Here is a 17,257-nt window from a genome sequence, read left to right on the forward strand (position 1 = left end):
CGCATGCGCGGTGACGGTCACCTCGACCTTCACCGTCTTCGTCGCGGTGACCGTGGGCGCGGGCTCGGGCGCCGCCGTCTCCGTGGCCGTCGCGGTCACCGTGGCGGTGGCGGTGACCGTGGCGGTCGGCCGCACCTTGGCGGCCGCCGGCTGCGCGTCGGTCCCGCCGCCCTGGCCGCCGGCGCCGGCTCCGATGCCGAGGCAGAAGGCGAGTCCGATCGCCGGCAGCACGTACCGCTTCCGCGCCCATCGCGCAGACGTGCGCACGGGCGGCCGGGGCGGTTGTGGCGGCATGGCGTACGGATACGGACTGCTCATGCGTTCCCCCAAGGTGAGTAGAAGGTAAGACAGTAGCTCCGGTCGTGATGTTCATGTGAAGTTTCCGTGAAGCAGTCGCCTGTTCGTGATGGAGTGGGGGTGGCGCTGCGAAACAGGCGTCGAACGGCCAAAGAGCGCAGTTCCGGCGCATGCGCCGGATTCCCGCGATGTGGGCCCGTGTTGCCTCGAAAGCCGCAACAGTGATCGAATGAACCTTCGACAGCAGAAGATGTCGAGGCGTACAGGGGTGTGTCGTAGATGTTCGGCCGCTGGCTGGGTGATCGGACGAACCGGATGCAGCAGGCGGGCCCCCTGGGGGCGGTTCGGACACCGCCCGGCGCGGGGGTGCTCGGCTGCCGGGTGGTCGACCCGGTCGACCACCCGGTCGCCGGGGCCGAGTTCACGGTGAGCGACCCGATGGGCCGCAAGGTGGTGGCGGGCGGCACGGACCCGTACGGGACGTTCCTGACGACCGTGCCGGCCGGGGAGTACCGGCTCGCGGTGTCCGCCGAGGGGTACGCGCCCTACCGGGCCACCGCGCTGGTCGCCGAGGGCACCCTCGCCTCGCTGGGCGACGTCACCCTCCAGCTCGCCCCGCCGCCCGAGCCGCCGGCGCCGGGCGAGTGGGAGGTGGACCCCGCGCACTCCTCGATCGCCTTCACCGCCCGGCACATCGGACTGGCCCGCGTCCACGGCCGGTTCGACTCCTTCGCGGGAGCCGTGCGGATCGCCGAGCGGATCGAGCGGTCGGCGATGCACGTGGTGATCGACGCGGCGTCCATCGACACCGGGGTCCGGATGCGCGACGACCACCTGCGCTCGGGAGACTTCCTGGACGTACAGCGGTTCCCGACGCTGGAGTTCTACAGCGACCGGTTCGCGCACAAGGGCGGCAACCGCTGGGCGGTCACCGGGGCGCTGTCGCTGCACGGCGTGACCCGCACGGTGACGCTCGACACCGAGTACCTGGGGGTCGGCAACGGCATCGAGGGCGAGACCCGGGCCGCCTGCCGGGCCACCACCGAACTGCACCGCGACGACTTCACGGTCAGCTGGCAGTCGATGCTGGCCCGGGGGATCGCGGTGGTGGGCCCGAGCATCCGCGTCGACCTGGACGTGCAGATAGTGCCCAAGGGCTGACCTGGCGAATCGCTCCCGGACGGGTGCCGGACAATGGCGGCGTGAGCGATGTGAGACACGTGCTGGTGCTGCCCGACCGGGACGCCGCCGAGGAGGCGGCCGAGGCGCTCGGGGAGCGGTTCGGCCTGGACGAGGAGCCCCGGCTGCTCCGCGACGCCCTGGCCGGTGAGGACGACGCCGAGGACGCGCAGTGGCTGGTCGTACTGGCCGACGAGGAGGAGCGGCTGGACCCCCGGGAGCTGGACGCCTTCGCGGGGGAGTGGGACGGCTGGCGCGAGGAGCCGTAGGCCGCCGGGGCCCCGGGGGCGCGGTGCGGACCGTGGCCGGGGGCGTTGTCGGTGGGGCGTGGGATGCTTGGTGCGATGGCCAGGAAGACTGCGAATGACGACCCTCTCGCCCCGGTGACCGTTGCCGTGGGCCAGGAGGACCTGCTGCTCGACCGTGCGGTGCGGGAGGTGGTGGCCGCCGCCCGGGCCGCCGACCCCGACACGGACGTCCGGGATCTGACCCCGGACCAGTTGCAGCCCGGCACCCTCGCCGAGCTGACCAGCCCCTCGCTGTTCGCCGAGCGCAAGGTCGTCGTCGTGCGCGGCGCGCAGGACCTGTCGGCCGACACCGTCAAGGACGTGAAGGCGTACCTCGGCTCGCCCGCCGAGGAGATCACGCTCGTGCTGCTGCACGCGGGCGGCGCCAAGGGCAAGGGCCTGCTGGACGCCGCGCGCAAGGCGGGGGCGCGCGAGGTGGCCTGCCCGAAGATGACCAAGCCGGCGGACCGGCTGGCGTTCGTGCGCGGGGAGTTCCGCACGGCGGGGCGGTCGGCGACCCCCGAGGCGTGCCAGGCGCTGTGCGACGCCATCGGCAGCGATCTGCGCGAGCTGGCGTCCGCCGTGACCCAGCTGGTCGCGGACATCGAGGGCACGATCGACGAGGCCGTCGTCGGGCGCTACTACACCGGCCGGGCCGAGGCCTCCAGCTTCACGGTCGCGGACCGCGCGGTGGAGGGGCGTACCGCCGAGGCGCTGGAGGCGCTGCGCTGGTCGCTGGCGACGGGGGTGGCCCCGGTGATGATCACCAGTGTGCTGGCCCAGGGCGTGCGGGCGATCGGGAAGCTGTCCTCCGCGCGCGGGGGGCGCCCCGCGGACCTCGCCCGGGAGCTGGGGATGCCGCCGTGGAAGATCGACCGGGTGCGCCAGCAGATGCGGGGGTGGACGCCGGACGGCGTCTCGGTCGCCATGCGGGCGGTCGCCGAGGCGGACGCGGGCGTGAAGGGCGGAGGGGACGACCCCGAGTACGCGCTGGAGAAGGCGGTCGTGGTGATCGCGCGGGCCGCCCGCTCGCGCGGCCGGGGATAGCCGCTTCCCCGCTCCGGAGGCCGAAAGCCGAAAACACCGGGTCGGAAACCGAGGGCCGAACGCCGAAAACCCCGCCACCCGCCCTGGGGAAGGGAAGGGTGCCGGGGTTTTCGGTGCAAAGCTGTCGAGCCCGTTCCCGCGTGGCGAACGCAGGCCGCGAACAGGCTCTGGGTGCCGGTCGGGAGCGGATGAGAGAGGGCCCGCTCTGGGTCCTTCCGGCGGTCAGATCAAAGGGAGAACTCAGCCCTTGAGGGTCGCGACCTTGGAAGCAAGCGCCGACTTCTTGTTGGCGGCCTGGTTCTTGTGGATGACGCCCTTGGAGACGGCCTTGTCGAGGGCACGCGCGGCGGCGCGCTGCAGCTCGGTGGCCTTCTCGAGGTCACCCGCGGCAGCGGCCTCACGGGCCTTGCGGATCGCGGTCTTCAGGGAGGACTTGACGGCCTTGTTGCGCAGCCGAGCCTTCTCGTTGGTCTTGATCCGCTTGATCTGGGACTTGATGTTCGCCACGAAGGAGCCTTTTCAGGTTCAGGCACGGGGCCGCACGGGTCCCGCACCGGTGATCCAAAATTTCTCTGACGTGCCTCGGCCGAGAGGGCATGAGGCACAGCCATCTACAGTACCAGTGGCCCCGCGACCGGCCCAAAACGCCCCTCGGTCCCTCCGCGTGGGACCATGGAGACTACGTATCGATCCGACCCGAGGCATAAGGCGCCTCAAGAGACAGGACCCTGCGTGCCCGCGACCCCTAACCATGTGCCCGAGCCGAGCCGTACCGACCCGGCTCTGATCCGCAACTTCTGCATCATCGCGCACATCGACCACGGCAAGTCCACGCTCGCCGACCGGATGCTCCAGCTGACCGGTGTGGTCGAGCAGCGGCAGATGCGTGCTCAGTACCTCGACCGGATGGACATCGAGCGCGAGCGCGGCATCACGATCAAGTCCCAGGCGGTGCGTCTGCCCTGGGCCCCGACCGAGGGCCCGGACCAGGGCACGACGCACATCCTCAACATGATCGACACCCCGGGGCACGTCGACTTCACCTATGAGGTCTCGCGGTCGCTGGCCGCCTGCGAGGGGACCATCCTCCTCGTCGACGCCGCCCAGGGCATCGAGGCGCAGACCCTCGCCAACCTCTACCTGGCGATGGAGAACGACCTCACGATCATCCCCGTGCTCAACAAGATCGACCTGCCGGCCGCCCAGCCGGAGAAGTTCGCCGAGGAGCTGGCGAACCTGGTCGGCTGCGAGCCGGACGACGTGCTCAAGGTCTCCGCGAAGACCGGTCTCGGCGTCGACGCGCTGCTCGACAAGGTCGTCAAGGAGATCCCGGCCCCGGTCGGCGTCGCCGACGCGCCCGCCCGCGCGATGATCTTCGACTCGGTCTACGACTCCTACCGCGGCGTCGTGACGTACGTCCGTGTCATCGACGGCCAGCTCAACAAGCGCGAGCGCATCAAGATGATGTCGACCGGCGCCACCCACGAGCTGCTGGAGATCGGCGTCAGCTCGCCCGAGATGCTGCCGGCCGACGGCCTCGGCGTCGGCGAGGTGGGCTATCTGATCACCGGTGTGAAGGACGTCCGTCAGTCCAAGGTCGGTGACACCGTCACCAGCCAGCACAAGGGCGCCACCGAGGCCCTCGGCGGCTACAAGGACCCCAAGCCGATGGTGTTCTCGGGCCTGTACCCGCTGGACGGCTCGGACTACCCGGAGCTGCGCGAGGCCCTGGACAAGCTCCAGCTCAACGACGCGGCCCTGGTCTACGAGCCGGAGACCTCCGCCGCCCTCGGCTTCGGCTTCCGCGTCGGCTTCCTCGGCCTGCTGCACCTGGACGTGATCCGGGAGCGCCTGGAGCGCGAGTTCGGCCTCGACCTGATCGCCACCGCCCCCAACGTGGTCTACCGCGTGGTCATGGAGGACGGCAGCGAGCACACGGTCACCAACCCGAGCGAGTTCCCCGAGGGGAAGATCGACGAGGTCTTCGAGCCGGTCGTGCGGGCGACGATCCTCGCGCCCACCGAGTTCATCGGCGCGATCATGGAGCTGTGCCAGACCCGGCGCGGCACCCTGCTCGGCATGGACTACCTCTCCGAGGACCGCGTCGAGATCCGCTACACCCTCCCGCTCGCGGAGATCGTCTTCGACTTCTTCGACCAGCTGAAGTCCAAGACCCGCGGCTACGCCTCGCTCGACTACGAGCCCACCGGCGAGCAGGCCAGCAGCCTCGTCAAGGTCGACATCCTGCTGCACGGCGACAAGGTCGACGCCTTCTCGGCGATCACCCACAAGGACCAGGCGTACGCGTACGGCGTGCGGCTCGTCGCCAAGCTCAGGGAGCTGATCCCGCGGCAGAGCTTCGAGGTGCCGGTGCAGGCCGCCATCGGCTCCCGGGTCATCGCCCGCGAGACCATCCGCGCCATCCGCAAGGACGTCCTCGCCAAGTGCTACGGCGGTGACATCTCCCGTAAGCGGAAGCTGCTGGAGAAGCAGAAGGAAGGCAAGAAGCGGATGAAGATGGTGGGTTCGGTGGAGGTTCCGCAGGAGGCCTTCATCGCCGTCCTGTCCAGCGATGACAGCGCGGGGTCGGGCAAGGGCAAGAAGTAACCGGGGCCGGTATCCGGTCAGCCGCCCAAAACGGACACCAGGGGGCCCGTCGTGCGAAAGCGCGGCGGGCCCCCGCGTGTACACGGCGTCACCCGGCGGGGCGAGCGCGGGGAAAGAGACAGGCCGAAGCCCCTTACGCAGCGGGCACTCGCGCCTTACCCTGATGCCTGCTCGATAGTTACTCGCGAGTTAAACAAGCCCGAACACCACCGTGAGTTAACCCAGCCGCACCGAGTACCAGCCGCGCTGTCGCGGGCCCCGGAGGATGTCGTGAGCGACACACAGACCCTGATCGAGAACCGTCCGCCGTCCGTCGCGGCCCTCTTCCTGGAGCGCGTGGCGGCCACACCGGACGCCGAGGCCTACCGCTACCCGGTGCCCCCCGCGTCCGGCCAGGGCCCCGACGACTGGAAGTCGCTGAGCTGGGCGGAGGCGGCCGAGCGGGTCCACGCCATCGCGGCCGGCCTGATCGAGCTGGGCATCCGGCCCGAGCAGCGGGTGGCGCTCGCCTCCTCCACCCGTGTGGAGTGGATCCTCGCCGACCTCGGCATCATGTGCGCCGGCGGCGCCACCACCACGATCTACCCGCAGACCAACGCCGACGAATCCGCGTTCATCCTCTCCGACTCCGAGAGCCGGGTGCTGATCGCGGAGGACGCCGCCCAGGTCGCCAAGGCCGCCGAGAAGCGCGCCGAGCTGCCCGAGCTGACCAAGGTCGTCGTCATCGACCCGGCGGGCGTGGAGGGCGACGACTGGGTGATCACCCTGGACGAGCTGGAGAAGCGCGGCGCGGCCCATCTGGAGCAGCACCCGCAGCTGATCAAGGAGCGGGTCGGCGCCCTCACCAAGGACCAGCTCGCCACCCTCATCTACACCTCCGGCACCACCGGCCGCCCCAAGGGCGTGCGCCTGCCGCACGACAACTGGTCGTACATGGCCAGGGCCATCTCCGCGACCGGGCTGCTCGGGCCCGACGACGTGCAGTACCTGTGGCTGCCGCTCGCGCACGTCTTCGGCAAGGTGCTCACCTCCGGGCAGATCGAGATCGGGCACGTCACCGCCGTGGACGGGCGCGTCGACAAGATCATCGAGAACCTGCCGGTGGTGCAGCCGACGTACATGGCCGCGGTGCCGCGCATCTTCGAGAAGGTCTACAACGGCGTCGCCGCCAAGGCCCGCGAGGGCGGCGCGGCCAAGTACAAGATCTTCCAGTGGGCCGCCGAGGTCGCCCGCGAGTACGCCAGGACGGAGCAGGACAACTTCCGGCGCACCGGCAACCGCGCCGTGCCCTTCGGCCTCGCCGCCAAGCACAAGGTCGCCGACACCCTCGTCTTCGCCAAGATCCGCGAGGCCTTCGGCGGCCGGCTGCGCGCCTGTGTCTCCGGCGCCTCCGCGCTCGCCCCGGAGATCGGCTACTTCTTCGCCGGTGCCGGCATCCACGTCCTAGAGGGCTACGGCCTCACCGAGTCCTCCGCGGCCTCCTTCGTCAACCCCGGCGAGGCCTACCGCACCGGCACGGTCGGCAAGCCGCTGCCCGGCACCGAGGTGCGCATCGCCGACGACGGCGAGATCCTGCTGCGCGGCCCCGGCATCATGCAGGGCTATCACAAGCTGCCCGACAAGACCGCCGAGGTGCTGGAGTCCGACGGCTGGTTCCACACCGGCGACATCGGCGAACTCTCGCCCGACGGCTATCTGCGCATCACCGACCGCAAGAAGGACCTCATCAAGACCTCCGGCGGCAAGTACGTCGCCCCGGCGGAGGTGGAGGGCCAGTTCAAGGCGGTCTGCCCGTACGTCTCCAACATCCTCGTGCACGGCGCCGACCGGAACTACTGCACCGCCCTCATCGCCCTCGACGAGATCGCGATCATGGAGTGGGCGAAGGAGAACGGCCTGGAAGGCAAGGCGTACGCCGAGGTCGTGGCCGCGCCGGCGACGGTCGAGATGGTCGACGGCTACGTCCAGCAGCTCAACGCCGGGCTCCAGCGCTGGCAGACCATCAAGAAGTTCCGGCTGCTGCCGCGGGACCTCGACGTGGAGCACGGCGAGATCACGCCGAGCCTGAAGCTGAAGCGGCCGGTGGTGGAGCGGGAGTACAAGGGGCTCATCGACGAGATGTACGCGGGGGCGCGGGAGAAGTAGCGGGCGCGGGAGCCGCCGGCGAGCGCGGGAGACGCGACGCGGCATGGGAGAGCCGCGGGACCCCGGACGGCCGCGGGGTCCGGGAGGCGCGGGGGAAGGGAGTGCTCGAAAGGCGTCGCCTTTCAGTCCTGTCGTAGCACGGTTCTCGGCCAGGAGTGGGCAGTTCGGTGACTTCACGCTTATGCGTGACACCCGTCTGTCACCCTGGCCGCATGGACATGGCGGCCATACCCACGCAGTGGGAGACCGAGGGCCGGGGCGCCGGGGCGCGCGGCCACGTCACGCTGCCCGGCAGCCCGCTCGCGCCGGGTTCGGCGCGGGCCCTGGTGCGGGCCGCGCTGACCGAGGTGCCCGGGGTCGCGCCCCGGCTGCTGGACGACGCCCTGGCCGTCGTCAGCGAGCTGGTCACCAACTCCGTGGTGCACGCCGGCACGGAGATGGACCTGGACTGGTGCCTGGAGGAGAGCGGCGCGTTCGTGGTCGAGGTCGGCGACCGGCACCCGGCCCGGCCGCCGCGGGACGCGACCGCGGGCGAGCCGCCGTACGAGATCCCCGAGTACGGCCGGGGGCTGCGGCTGGTCGGCGCGCTCGCCGAGTCCTGGGGCGTCACCTACCGCACCGGTGCCAAGTCGGTGTGGGCCAGACTGCCGCCGGGCGGCAGCGAGACCCCGCCCGGCCCCCGGGCACCGGACGCCCTGGAGGTGGCCGAGGACCTGGCCCCCCAGCCGCGGCGCGCCGGCGGCGACCGGGACTGGCTCGGCCGGGGCGCGCTGTCCTTCCTCGCCGAGGCCTCCGACCTGCTCGCCGGGCAACTGGACGAGAACCTGGTCACGGCCCTCACCGGCCAGCTGATCGTGCCCCGGCTCGCCGACTGGTGCGCGGTCTGGCTGGAGGACGAGGCGTCCGCGCGCGGCGGGTCGTACGACGGCCCCGCCCGGGTCTGGCACGCCAGCGAGAACCGCATCGAGGAGCTGCGCGGCGTGCTGGAGAAGGAGCCGCCGCGGACGGGGGACGGGCTGGGCTTCGGCCCCGAGCCGTACCCGTGGCCCGGCGCCGCGCTCGGCCCGCGGGACGCCGACGGCACGGCGCTGGCGTACCGGCTGGTCGCGGGCGGCCGGCCGCTCGGCACGCTGGTCATCGGGCGGTGCGGGCTCGCGCGCTTCCCCGACGAGATCACCGGGCTGGTCGAGGACCTGGCCCGCCGGGTGGCGCTCGCGATCGGCGCGGCCCGGCAGTACGCCCGCCAGGCCACCATCAGCGCGGTGCTCCAGCGGGGCCTGCTGCCCGGCGCGGTCGCGCAGATCCCCGGGATGAGCAGCGCGCTGGTCTACGAGCCCTGCGACAAGAGCGGACCCAGCGGCGACTTCTACGACCTGTTCCCGGCGGGTGACGGCCGCTGGTGCTTCGCCATCGGCGATGTGCAGGGCAAGGGCCCGGAGGCGGCGGTCGTCATCGGCCTGGCCCGGCCCTGGCTGCGGCTGCTGGCCCGCGAGGGCTACCGGGTGGCCGACGTGCTGGACCGCCTCAACCAGCTCCTCCTGGACGACGCCACCGAGGCCGCCGACGCCGCGGCCCGCGCGCTGGTGGCCGCCGACGGCCTGGCCGTGACGCCCGGGGACGGCCCGCAGACCCGCTTCCTGTCCCTGCTCTACGGCGAGCTGACCCCGTACGACGGCGGGGTCGGCTGCACCCTCGCCTCCGCCGGGCACCCGCTCCCGCTGGTCCTCGGCCCCGACGGCACCGTGCGCACCGCGGCCCGACCGCAGACGCTGCTCGGCGTGGTCGAGGACGAGACGTACGTCAGCGAGACGCTGGACCTGCTGCCCGGAGACAGCCTGCTGTGCGTCACCGACGGGGTGACCGAGCGGCGCTGCGGCTCCCGCCAGTTCGACGACGCGGACGGTCTCGCCGAGGCCCTCGCCTCCTGCGCCGGCCTCACCGCCGAGGAGATCGCGGAAAGGATCCGCCACCTGGTGCACACCTTCGGCGAGGCCCCGCCGGAGGACGACCTGGCACTGCTGGTGCTCCAGGCGGAGTGAGAGGGCGGCCGGGGGAGCGCGGCGGTGCTGGACAATGGGTCGTATGCCTTCCGCACTCCCCGACGGCGAGCCCGTCCCCGACGACGGCGCGCTGCCCGCGCACGCGCTCGCCGGGGCGCTGGAGCGTCCGCTCGGTTTCTACCTGCACGTGCCGTACTGCGCGACCCGCTGCGGCTACTGCGACTTCAACACCTACACCGCGACCGAGCTGCGCGGCACCGGCGGTGTGCTCGCCTCCCGCGACAACTACGCGGACACCCTCACCGAGGAGATCCGGCTCGCCCGCAAGGTGCTAGGCGACGACCCGCGCCCGGTCCGCACGGTCTTCGTCGGCGGCGGTACGCCCACGCTGCTGGCCGCCGGCGACCTCGTACGGATGCTGGCCGCGATCCGCGACGAGTTCGGGCTGGCGCCGGACGCCGAGGTCACCACGGAGGCGAACCCCGAGTCCGTGGACCCGGCCTACCTCGCCACCCTCCGGGAGGGCGGCTTCAACCGGATCTCCTTCGGCATGCAGAGCGCGAAGCAGCACGTGCTGAGGATCCTGGACCGCACCCACACCCCCGGGCGCCCCGAGGAGTGCGTGGCGCAGGCGCGGGCGGCGGGCTTCGACCACGTCAACCTCGACCTGATCTACGGCACCCCGGGCGAGAGCGACGACGACTGGCGGGCCTCCCTGGACGCGGCGATCGGCGCCGGCCCCGACCACGTCAGCGCCTACGCGCTCATCGTGGAGGAGGGCACCCAGCTCGCCCGCCGCATCCGCCGGGGCGAGGTCCCGATGACCGACGACGACGTGCACGCCGACCGCTACCTGATCGCCGAGGAGACCCTCTCCGCGGCGGGCTTCGCCTGGTACGAGGTCTCCAACTGGGCCACCTCCGACGCCGGCCGCTGCCTGCACAACGAGCTGTACTGGCGCGGCGCGGACTGGTGGGGCGCGGGGCCGGGCGCCCACTCGCACATGGGCGGCGTCCGCTGGTGGAACGTCAAGCACCCCGGCGCCTACGCCGCCGCCCTGGCCGCGGGCCGCTCCCCGGGCGCGGGCCGCGAGCTGCTGTCCGCCGAGGACCGCCGCGTGGAGCGCATCCTGCTGGAGCTCCGCCTGCGCGAGGGCGCCCCGCTGGACCTGCTGAAGGAGGAGGGCCTCGCGGCCGCGCGCCGGGCCGTGGCGGACGGACTCCTCCAGGAGGGCCCCTACGCCGAGGGCCGCGCCGTGCTCACCCTGCGCGGCCGGCTGCTCGCGGACGCGGTGGTACGGGACCTGGTGGACTGATCCGCCCGGACCCGCGGCGGGTCAGGCCCCGCCGCCCGTGACGAAGTCGATCAGCTCCTCCACCCGCCCCAGCAGCTCCGGCTCCAGGTCCTTGTAGGAGCCGACCCGCTTGAGGATCGCCTGCCACACCGCGCCGGTGTTGTCCGACGGCCAGCCGAGGGCGCGGCACACGCCCGTCTTCCAGTCCTGGCCGCGGGGGACGGCCGGCCAGGCGGCGATGCCCAGGCAGGCGGGTTTCACCGCCTCCCAGATGTCGATGTAGGGGTGGCCCACGACCAGCGCGTGCTCGCTGGTCACCGACTGGGCGATGCGCCATTCCTTGCTGCCGGGCACCAGGTGGTCCACCAGGATGCCGAGCCGGGCGTCGGGGCCGGGCGCGAAGTCGGCGACGATCGAGGGCAGGTGGTCCACGCCCTCCAGGTACTCCACGACCACGCCCTCGATGCGCAGGTCGTCGCCCCAGACCTTCTCGACCAGCTCGGCGTCGTGCCGCCCCTCGACGTAGATGCGGCCGGCGCGGGCCACGCGGGCGCGGGCGCCGGGCACCGCGACCGAACCGGAGGCCGTGCGGGCGGGGCGGGCCGGGGCGGCCGAGGGGCGTACGAGGGTCACCGGGCGGCCCTCCAGCAGGAAGCCGCGGGGTTCCAGCGGGAAGACCCGGTGCTTGCCGAAGCGGTCCTCCAGGGTGACCGTGCCCGCCTCGCAGCGGATCACCGCGCCGCAGAACCCGGTGCCGGGCTCCTCCACGACCAGGCCCGGTTCCGCGGGCACCTCCGGCACCGGCTGGGACTTCTTCCAGGGCGGGGTCAGGTCGGGGGAGTACTGGCGCATTCGGATGACGATAGGAGAAGAGCGGAGCGGGCGCTCACGACACGCCGAAACGCGCGGCCAGGGCGTCCCGTTGGCGCCGTACGAAGGCCGCGTCCACCACCGCACCGTGACCGGGCACGTACAGCGCGTCCTCGCCGCCGAGCGCCAGCAGCCGGTCCAGCGCGGCCGGCCAGCGGGACGGTACGGCGTCCGGGCCCGCCTGGGGCTCGCCGGACTCCTCGACCAGGTCGCCGCAGAACACCACCTCACGCTCGCCCGGCACCAGGACCACCAGGTCATGGGCGGTGTGACCGGGGCCGACGTTGGCCAGCAGCACCTGGCGGCCCCCGCCGAGGTCCAGGGTGCGCTCCCCGGAGACCAGGTGCCGCGGCGGGACCGGCGCCAGCGCCGCCTCCTCCGCGTCCGCCGCCGGCAGCCCGTGGTGGACGGCGTCGTGGCGCAGCGCGTCGCGCTCGCCGGCGAGCACCGCCTCCGCCCCCACCGCCGCGTACACCGCCGCCCCCGCGAACGCGGCGGCGCCGAAGACATGGTCGAAATGGGCGTGGGTCAGCGCGAGATGGGTCACACGGCCGCCCGCCAGCTCCTCCGCCGCCGCCCGCAGCCGCGCCCCCTCCGCCAGGCTCGACCCGGCGTCCACCATCAGGGCCGTGTCCGCGCCCAGGACCAGCCCCGCCGTGCAGTCCCAGCCCGGCAGCCGGCACCGTCCGACCCCCGTGGCCAGCCGCTCCCATCCCCGCTCTTCCCAAGTCACCGTCATACCGCGACGCTAGCCCCACGAGCGGTCACGGGGGCACCGACCTTGCCCGGTGCGTACCCCACGGCCGTACACTGGGCCGGGGACGCTGGCACTCGCACGCGAAGAGTGCCAGGCGGTCGAACCGAGGGCCAGAAGGGGACGACGTGCTGGAGGTGCGCGCGAATGCTGAGTGAACGCAGGCTTCAGGTGCTGCGCGCCATCGTCCAGGACTACGTCGGCACCGAGGAGCCGGTCGGGTCCAAGGCCCTGACCGAGCGGCACAACCTCGGCGTCTCCCCGGCGACGGTGCGCAACGACATGGCGGCCCTGGAGGACGAGGGGTTCATCGCCCAGCCGCACACCAGCGCGGGGCGCATCCCCACCGACAAGGGCTACCGGCTGTTCGTCGACAAGCTCGCGGGCGTCAAGCCGATGACCGCGCCCGAGCGGCGCGCCATCCAGAACTTCCTGGACGGCGCCGTCGACCTCGACGACGTGGTGGCGCGCACGGTACGGCTGCTCGCGCAGCTGACCCGGCAGGTCGCCGTCGTGCAGTACCCGTCCCTGACCCGGTCCACCGTGCGGCACGTGGAACTGCTCGCGCTCGCCCCGGCGCGCGTGATGCTCGTGCTGATCACGGACACCGGCCGGGTCGAGCAGCGGATGGTGGACTGCCCGGCGCCGTTCGGCGAGGCCTCCCTGGCGGATCTGCGCGCGCGGCTGAACAGCCGGGTCGCGGGCCGCCGGTTCACGGACGTGCCGACACTGGTCGAGGACCTGCCGGACGCCTTCGAACCCGAGGATCGCGGTACGGTCTCCACGGTGCTCTCCACCCTTCTGGAGACACTGGTCGAGGAGAACGAGGAGCGGCTGATGATCGGCGGCACCGCCAATCTCACCCGTTTCGGACACGACTTCCCCCTGACGATCCGGCCCGTCCTGGAGGCGCTGGAGGAGCAGGTCGTGCTCCTCAAACTCCTCGGCGAGGCGAAGGATCCGGGCATGACCGTGCGCATCGGGCACGAGATCGCCCACGAAGGACTCAACTCAACCTCCGTGGTGTCGGTGGGCTACGGTTCGGGCGGCGAGGCGGTTGCCAAGCTCGGCGTGGTCGGACCGACCCGCATGGACTACCCGGGAACGATGGGAGCGGTACGCGCAGTGGCACGGTACGTCGGACAGATCCTGGCGGAGTCGTAAGTGGCCACGGACTACTACGCCGTTCTCGGCGTGCGCCGCGACGCGTCGCAGGATGAGATCAAGAAGGCGTTCCGCCGGCTCGCGCGCGAGCTGCACCCGGACGTCAACCCCGACCCGAAGACCCAGGAGCGGTTCAAGGAGATCAACGCCGCTTACGAGGTGCTGTCGGACCCGCAGAAGAAGCAGGTCTACGACCTCGGCGGAGATCCCCTCTCGCAGTCCGGCGGCGCCGGCGCGGGCGGCTTCGGGGCCGGTGGCTTCGGCAACTTCTCCGACATCATGGACGCGTTCTTCGGTACGGCGTCGCAGCGCGGGCCGCGCTCGCGCACCCGGCGCGGCCAGGACGCGATGATCCGGATCGAGGTGGAACTGGACGAGGCGGCCTTCGGGACCACCAAGGAGATCCAGGTCGACACCGCGGTCGTCTGCAACACCTGCAACGGCGAGGGCGCGGCTCCGGGCACGTCCGCGCAGACGTGTGACATGTGCCGGGGCCGCGGCGAGGTCTCCCAGGTCACCCGGTCCTTCCTGGGCCAGGTCATGACCTCGCGGCCGTGCCCCCAGTGCCAGGGCTTCGGCACCGTGGTGCCGACCCCGTGCCCGGAGTGCGCCGGCGACGGCCGCGTCCGCTCGCGGCGCACGCTGACGGTGAAGATCCCGGCCGGTGTGGACAACGGCACGCGGATCCAGCTCGCCGGGGAGGGCGAGGTCGGCCCCGGCGGCGGCCCGGCCGGCGACCTCTACGTCGAGATCCACGAGCTGCCGCACTCGACCTTCCAGCGCCGCGGCGACGATCTGCACTGCACGGTGACGATCCCGATGACCGCGGCGGCCCTCGGCACCAAGGTGCCGCTGGAGACGCTGGACGGCATGGAGGAGGTCGACATCCGGCCCGGCACCCAGTCCGGCCAGTCGATCCCGCTGCACAACCGGGGCGTCACGCATCTGCGCGGCGGCGGCCGGGGCGACCTGGTCGTCCACGTCGAGGTCCAGACACCGACCAAGCTGGACCCCGAACAGGAGCGCCTGCTGCGCGAACTCTCCAAGCTGCGCGGCGAGGAACGCCCCCAGGGCCAGTTCCAGCCGGGCCAGCAGGGGTTGTTCTCGCGGCTGAAGGACGCGTTCAACGGGCGGTGACGCCGCCGGCCGGAGCCGTGGCCGCCGGCCCGGGGGCCGTCCCCCGGACCGGCGCGGCCGGCCGGGTCGGCAGGGGTTGTTCTCGCGGCTGAAGGACGCGTTCAGCGGGCGTGGTGGCGGGTGTCCGCGGCGCGCTGACCGGGCGCTTGGCGGAATATGCCGATGGGAATACCCGATTCGGACTTGTTCGCAGGACGTGACACCATGCGGTCATGTCCTCCGCACTGACCGATCTTCTCCTCCATCCGATCGTGCAGGCCCCCATGGCGGGCGGCGTCTCCGGCCCGGAGCTCGCCGCCGCGGTGTCCGAGGCCGGTGGGCTCGGGTTCCTGGCGGCCGGGTACAAGACCGCCGACGGCATGTACCAGGAGATCAAGCGGCTGCGGGGACTCACCGACCGCCCCTTCGGCGTCAACGTGTTCATGCCGCAGCCGGAGCACGCGGAGAGCGGCGCGGTGGAGGTCTACGCCCACCAGCTCGCCGGCGAGGCCGCCTGGTACGAGACCGAGCTGGGCGACCCGGACAGCGGCCGCGACGACGGCTACGACGCCAAGCTCGCCGTGCTCCTGGACGACCCGGTGCCGGTGGTCTCCTTCCACTTCGGTGTGCCGGGCCGGGAGGTGCTGGAGCGGCTGCACCGGGCCGGGACCCGCACGCTGGTCACCGCCACCACCGTCGAGGAGGCCCTCGCGGTGGAGGCGGCCGGCGCCGGCGCGGTGATCGCCCAGGGCGTGGAGGCCGGCGGCCACCAGGGCACCCACCGGGACGTCGCGGAGCACGACGGCACCGGCATCGGCCTGCTGTCGCTGGTCACGCAGATCCGCGAGGCCGTGGGCATCCCGGTCGTGGCCGCGGGCGGCATCATGCGCGGCGCCCAGATCGCCGCCGTCCTCGCGGCGGGCGCGAGCGCGGCCCAGCTGGGCACCGCGTTCCTCGCCACCCCCGAGTCCGGCGCCCCGGACGTGCACAAGGAGGCGCTGACCAACCCGCTGTTCGCGCGTACCGAGCTGACCCGTGCGTTCTCCGGGCGCCCGGCACGCGGACTGGTCAACCGCTTCCTGCGCGAGCACGGCCCGTACGCGCCCGCCGCCTACCCCGAGGTCCACCACCTCACCTCCCCGCTGCGCAAGGCCGCCGCCAAGGCGAAGGACGCGCAGGGCATGGCGCTGTGGGCGGGCCAGGGCCACCGGCTGGCCCGGGACCTGCCCGCCGGACGGCTGGTCGAGGTGCTGGCGGCCGAACTCGCCGAGGCCCGCGCCGCGTCGGCGAAGGGCGGTGCCCGGTGACCGCGCCCGTCTTCGTCGTGCCCGACTTCCACGCGGACGGCGGCCGGTACGTCCTGGACGGCCCCGAGGGCCGGCACGCGGTCTCCGTGAAGCGGCTCCAGCCCGGCGAGGAGGTCGTGCTCACCGACGGCGCCGGGCGCTACGCGGTGTGCGAGGTGATCGGCAGCGAGGGCAAGGACCGGCTGGTCGTCCACATGAGCGGGATCAGCGAGGAGGCCGCGCCCAACCCCCGGATCACCGTCGTCCAGGCCCTGCCCAAGGGCGACCGGGGGGAGCTGGCCGTCGAGACGATGACCGAGGTCGGCGTCGACGCGATCGTGCCGTGGCAGGCCGCGCGGTGCATCACGCAGTGGAAGGGCGACCGGGGCCTCAAGGCGCTCGGCAAGTGGCGGGCCACCGCGCGCGAGGCCGGCAAGCAGTCCCGGCGGGTGCGCTTCCCCGAGGTCGCGGACGCGGCGACGACCAGGCAGGTGGCCGCGCTGCTGGCCGGGGCGGACTTCGCCGGGGTGCTGCACTCCGACTTCGAGCACGTCAGCGAGCCGCTGGCCACGGCCGAACTCCCCGCCGAGGGCGAGATCGTACTGGTCGTCGGGCCCGAAGGGGGCGTCTCCCGCGACGAGTTGACGCTGTTCGAGGAGGCGGGCGCGAAGGCGTACGTGCTGGGCCCCAGCGTGCTGCGCACCTCCACCGCCGGCACCGCCGCGGCGGCCCTCCTGCTGGGACGCACCGGCCGCTGGTCCTGAACCTCACCTGGGAGACCCCGTGGAACTCGCCCAAGTACGCCTGCTGGTCACCGACTTCGCCGCCTGCTACCGCTTCTACGCGGACGTCCTCGGCCTCACGCCGCAGTCCGGCGCGTCCGAGGGGCCGTACGAGAAGTTCAGCCCGCACACCGGCTCGGCCGGCATCGCCCTTCAGGACCGCGCCATGATGGCCGACGTCCTGCCCGAACTGGCCGGCTCCACGACGGGCCACCGCTCCCTGGTGGTCCTGCGGGTGGACGACCTCGACGCCTACTGCGCCGGCCTCGTCTCCCGGGGCGCCGCCCTCCTGCACGGGCCCGCCCCGATGACCGACCGCATGCGCGTGGCCCACCTCAAGGACCCCGAGGACAACCTGGTCGAACTCCAGGAGTGGCTGCTGCTGCGCGGCTGACACCCGGGCCGGGCCGCCGAACGGGTGAGTGGCGC

Annotated in this window: 15 protein-coding genes and 1 pseudogene; 12 read left to right on the plus strand and 4 right to left on the minus strand. The window is 72.7% G+C overall.

The genetic code is table 11. The annotated features are described in order from the left end of the window. Positions 1 to 318, minus strand: a pseudogene (locus tag FRZ03_RS26505) (DUF3761 domain-containing protein); the annotation flags it as partial. Positions 319 to 576: 258 nt separating this feature from the next. Here FRZ03_RS26505 and FRZ03_RS26510 point away from each other — a divergent pair. The 3 genes from FRZ03_RS26510 to holA all read left to right on the plus strand — a co-directional run bounded on the left by FRZ03_RS26510 (position 577) and on the right by holA (position 2,810). Then, complete coding sequence (locus FRZ03_RS26510; protein ID WP_146467652.1) at positions 577 to 1,458, plus strand: YceI family protein; 882 nt, start codon at positions 577 to 579, stop codon at positions 1,456 to 1,458. Between the two features lie 41 nt (positions 1,459 to 1,499). Further along, positions 1,500 to 1,745, plus strand: coding sequence for a hypothetical protein (locus FRZ03_RS26515; RefSeq protein ID WP_146467653.1), 246 nt, complete (start codon positions 1,500 to 1,502; stop codon positions 1,743 to 1,745). Between the two features lie 75 nt (positions 1,746 to 1,820). Next, positions 1,821 to 2,810, plus strand: coding sequence for a DNA polymerase III subunit delta (holA, locus tag FRZ03_RS26520; protein WP_186785622.1), 990 nt, complete (start codon positions 1,821 to 1,823; stop codon positions 2,808 to 2,810). A 240-nt stretch (positions 2,811 to 3,050) separates the two neighbouring features. On the opposite strand, the gene rpsT is transcribed toward holA, so the two are convergent. Continuing rightward, positions 3,051 to 3,317, minus strand: coding sequence for a 30S ribosomal protein S20 (gene rpsT, locus FRZ03_RS26525; RefSeq protein ID WP_070027045.1), 267 nt, complete (start codon positions 3,315 to 3,317; stop codon positions 3,051 to 3,053). 225 nt (positions 3,318 to 3,542) lie between these two features. Here rpsT and lepA point away from each other — a divergent pair, with 225 nt between their 5' ends. The 4 genes from lepA to hemW all read left to right on the plus strand — a co-directional run bounded on the left by lepA (position 3,543) and on the right by hemW (position 10,877). Then, a complete protein-coding gene (gene lepA, locus FRZ03_RS26535; protein WP_146467656.1) occupies positions 3,543 to 5,417 on the plus strand; it encodes a translation elongation factor 4 in 1,875 nt (624 codons plus the stop codon). A gap of 270 nt (positions 5,418 to 5,687) precedes the next feature. Then, complete coding sequence (locus FRZ03_RS26540; RefSeq protein ID WP_146467657.1) at positions 5,688 to 7,562, plus strand: AMP-dependent synthetase/ligase; 1,875 nt, start codon at positions 5,688 to 5,690, stop codon at positions 7,560 to 7,562. Positions 7,563 to 7,780: 218 nt separating this feature from the next. Then, positions 7,781 to 9,601 (plus strand): SpoIIE family protein phosphatase, encoded by a 1,821-nt coding sequence (locus FRZ03_RS26545; protein WP_186785626.1) that lies wholly within the window; start codon positions 7,781 to 7,783, stop codon positions 9,599 to 9,601. Between the two features lie 43 nt (positions 9,602 to 9,644). After that, positions 9,645 to 10,877: a radical SAM family heme chaperone HemW gene (gene hemW, locus FRZ03_RS26550; protein ID WP_146467658.1), complete on the plus strand. Its 1,233-nt coding sequence runs from the start codon at positions 9,645 to 9,647 to the stop codon at positions 10,875 to 10,877. 21 nt (positions 10,878 to 10,898) lie between these two features. Here the strand turns inward: hemW and FRZ03_RS26555 are convergent, their stop codons facing one another. After that, positions 10,899 to 11,708: a DUF3097 domain-containing protein gene (locus tag FRZ03_RS26555; protein WP_146467659.1), complete on the minus strand. Its 810-nt coding sequence runs from the start codon at positions 11,706 to 11,708 to the stop codon at positions 10,899 to 10,901. Positions 11,709 to 11,742: 34 nt separating this feature from the next. Next, a complete protein-coding gene (locus tag FRZ03_RS26560; protein WP_146467660.1) occupies positions 11,743 to 12,465 on the minus strand; it encodes an MBL fold metallo-hydrolase in 723 nt (240 codons plus the stop codon). A gap of 162 nt (positions 12,466 to 12,627) precedes the next feature. Here FRZ03_RS26560 and hrcA point away from each other — a divergent pair, with 162 nt between their 5' ends. From hrcA to FRZ03_RS26585, 5 genes are all read left to right on the plus strand, one after another. Further along, positions 12,628 to 13,644 carry a heat-inducible transcriptional repressor HrcA gene (gene hrcA / locus FRZ03_RS26565; RefSeq protein ID WP_146467661.1) on the plus strand — a complete coding sequence of 339 codons (1,017 nt, stop codon included), beginning with the start codon at positions 12,628 to 12,630 and terminating at the stop codon, positions 13,642 to 13,644. Beyond that, positions 13,645 to 14,781 (plus strand): molecular chaperone DnaJ, encoded by a 1,137-nt coding sequence (dnaJ, locus tag FRZ03_RS26570; RefSeq protein WP_146467662.1) that lies wholly within the window; start codon positions 13,645 to 13,647, stop codon positions 14,779 to 14,781. It abuts the gene before it with no gap. A 212-nt stretch (positions 14,782 to 14,993) separates the two neighbouring features. After that, on the plus strand, positions 14,994 to 16,067 hold the full coding sequence (locus FRZ03_RS26575; protein ID WP_146467663.1) for a nitronate monooxygenase: 1,074 nt from the start codon (positions 14,994 to 14,996) through the stop codon (positions 16,065 to 16,067). Next, positions 16,064 to 16,810 (plus strand): 16S rRNA (uracil(1498)-N(3))-methyltransferase, encoded by a 747-nt coding sequence (locus FRZ03_RS26580; protein WP_146467664.1) that lies wholly within the window; start codon positions 16,064 to 16,066, stop codon positions 16,808 to 16,810. Before FRZ03_RS26575 ends, FRZ03_RS26580 begins: the two co-directional genes overlap by 4 nt. Positions 16,811 to 16,829: 19 nt before the next feature. Further along, on the plus strand, positions 16,830 to 17,222 hold the full coding sequence (locus FRZ03_RS26585) for a VOC family protein (protein WP_146467665.1): 393 nt from the start codon (positions 16,830 to 16,832) through the stop codon (positions 17,220 to 17,222). Positions 17,223 to 17,257 lie beyond the last annotated feature (35 nt).

The sequence above is a fragment of the Streptomyces misionensis genome, from assembly GCF_007896895.1.
Lineage (GTDB): Bacteria > Actinomycetota > Actinomycetes > Streptomycetales > Streptomycetaceae > Streptomyces > Streptomyces misionensis_A.

Coding starts and splice junctions, on each gene's coding strand:
- FRZ03_RS26575 (WP_146467663.1), top strand. CDS start 14,994: ATGTCCTCCGCACTGACCGATCTTCTCCTCCATCCGATCGTGCAGGCC.
- hrcA (WP_146467661.1), top strand. CDS start 12,628: ATGCTGAGTGAACGCAGGCTTCAGGTGCTGCGCGCCATCGTCCAGGAC.
- hemW (WP_146467658.1), top strand. CDS start 9,645: ATGCCTTCCGCACTCCCCGACGGCGAGCCCGTCCCCGACGACGGCGCG.
- FRZ03_RS26510 (WP_146467652.1), top strand. CDS start 577: ATGTTCGGCCGCTGGCTGGGTGATCGGACGAACCGGATGCAGCAGGCG.
- FRZ03_RS26555 (WP_146467659.1), bottom strand. CDS start 11,708: ATGCGCCAGTACTCCCCCGACCTGACCCCGCCCTGGAAGAAGTCCCAG.
- FRZ03_RS26545 (WP_186785626.1), top strand. CDS start 7,781: ATGGCGGCCATACCCACGCAGTGGGAGACCGAGGGCCGGGGCGCCGGG.
- holA (WP_186785622.1), top strand. CDS start 1,821: ATGGCCAGGAAGACTGCGAATGACGACCCTCTCGCCCCGGTGACCGTT.
- FRZ03_RS26560 (WP_146467660.1), bottom strand. CDS start 12,465: ATGACGGTGACTTGGGAAGAGCGGGGATGGGAGCGGCTGGCCACGGGG.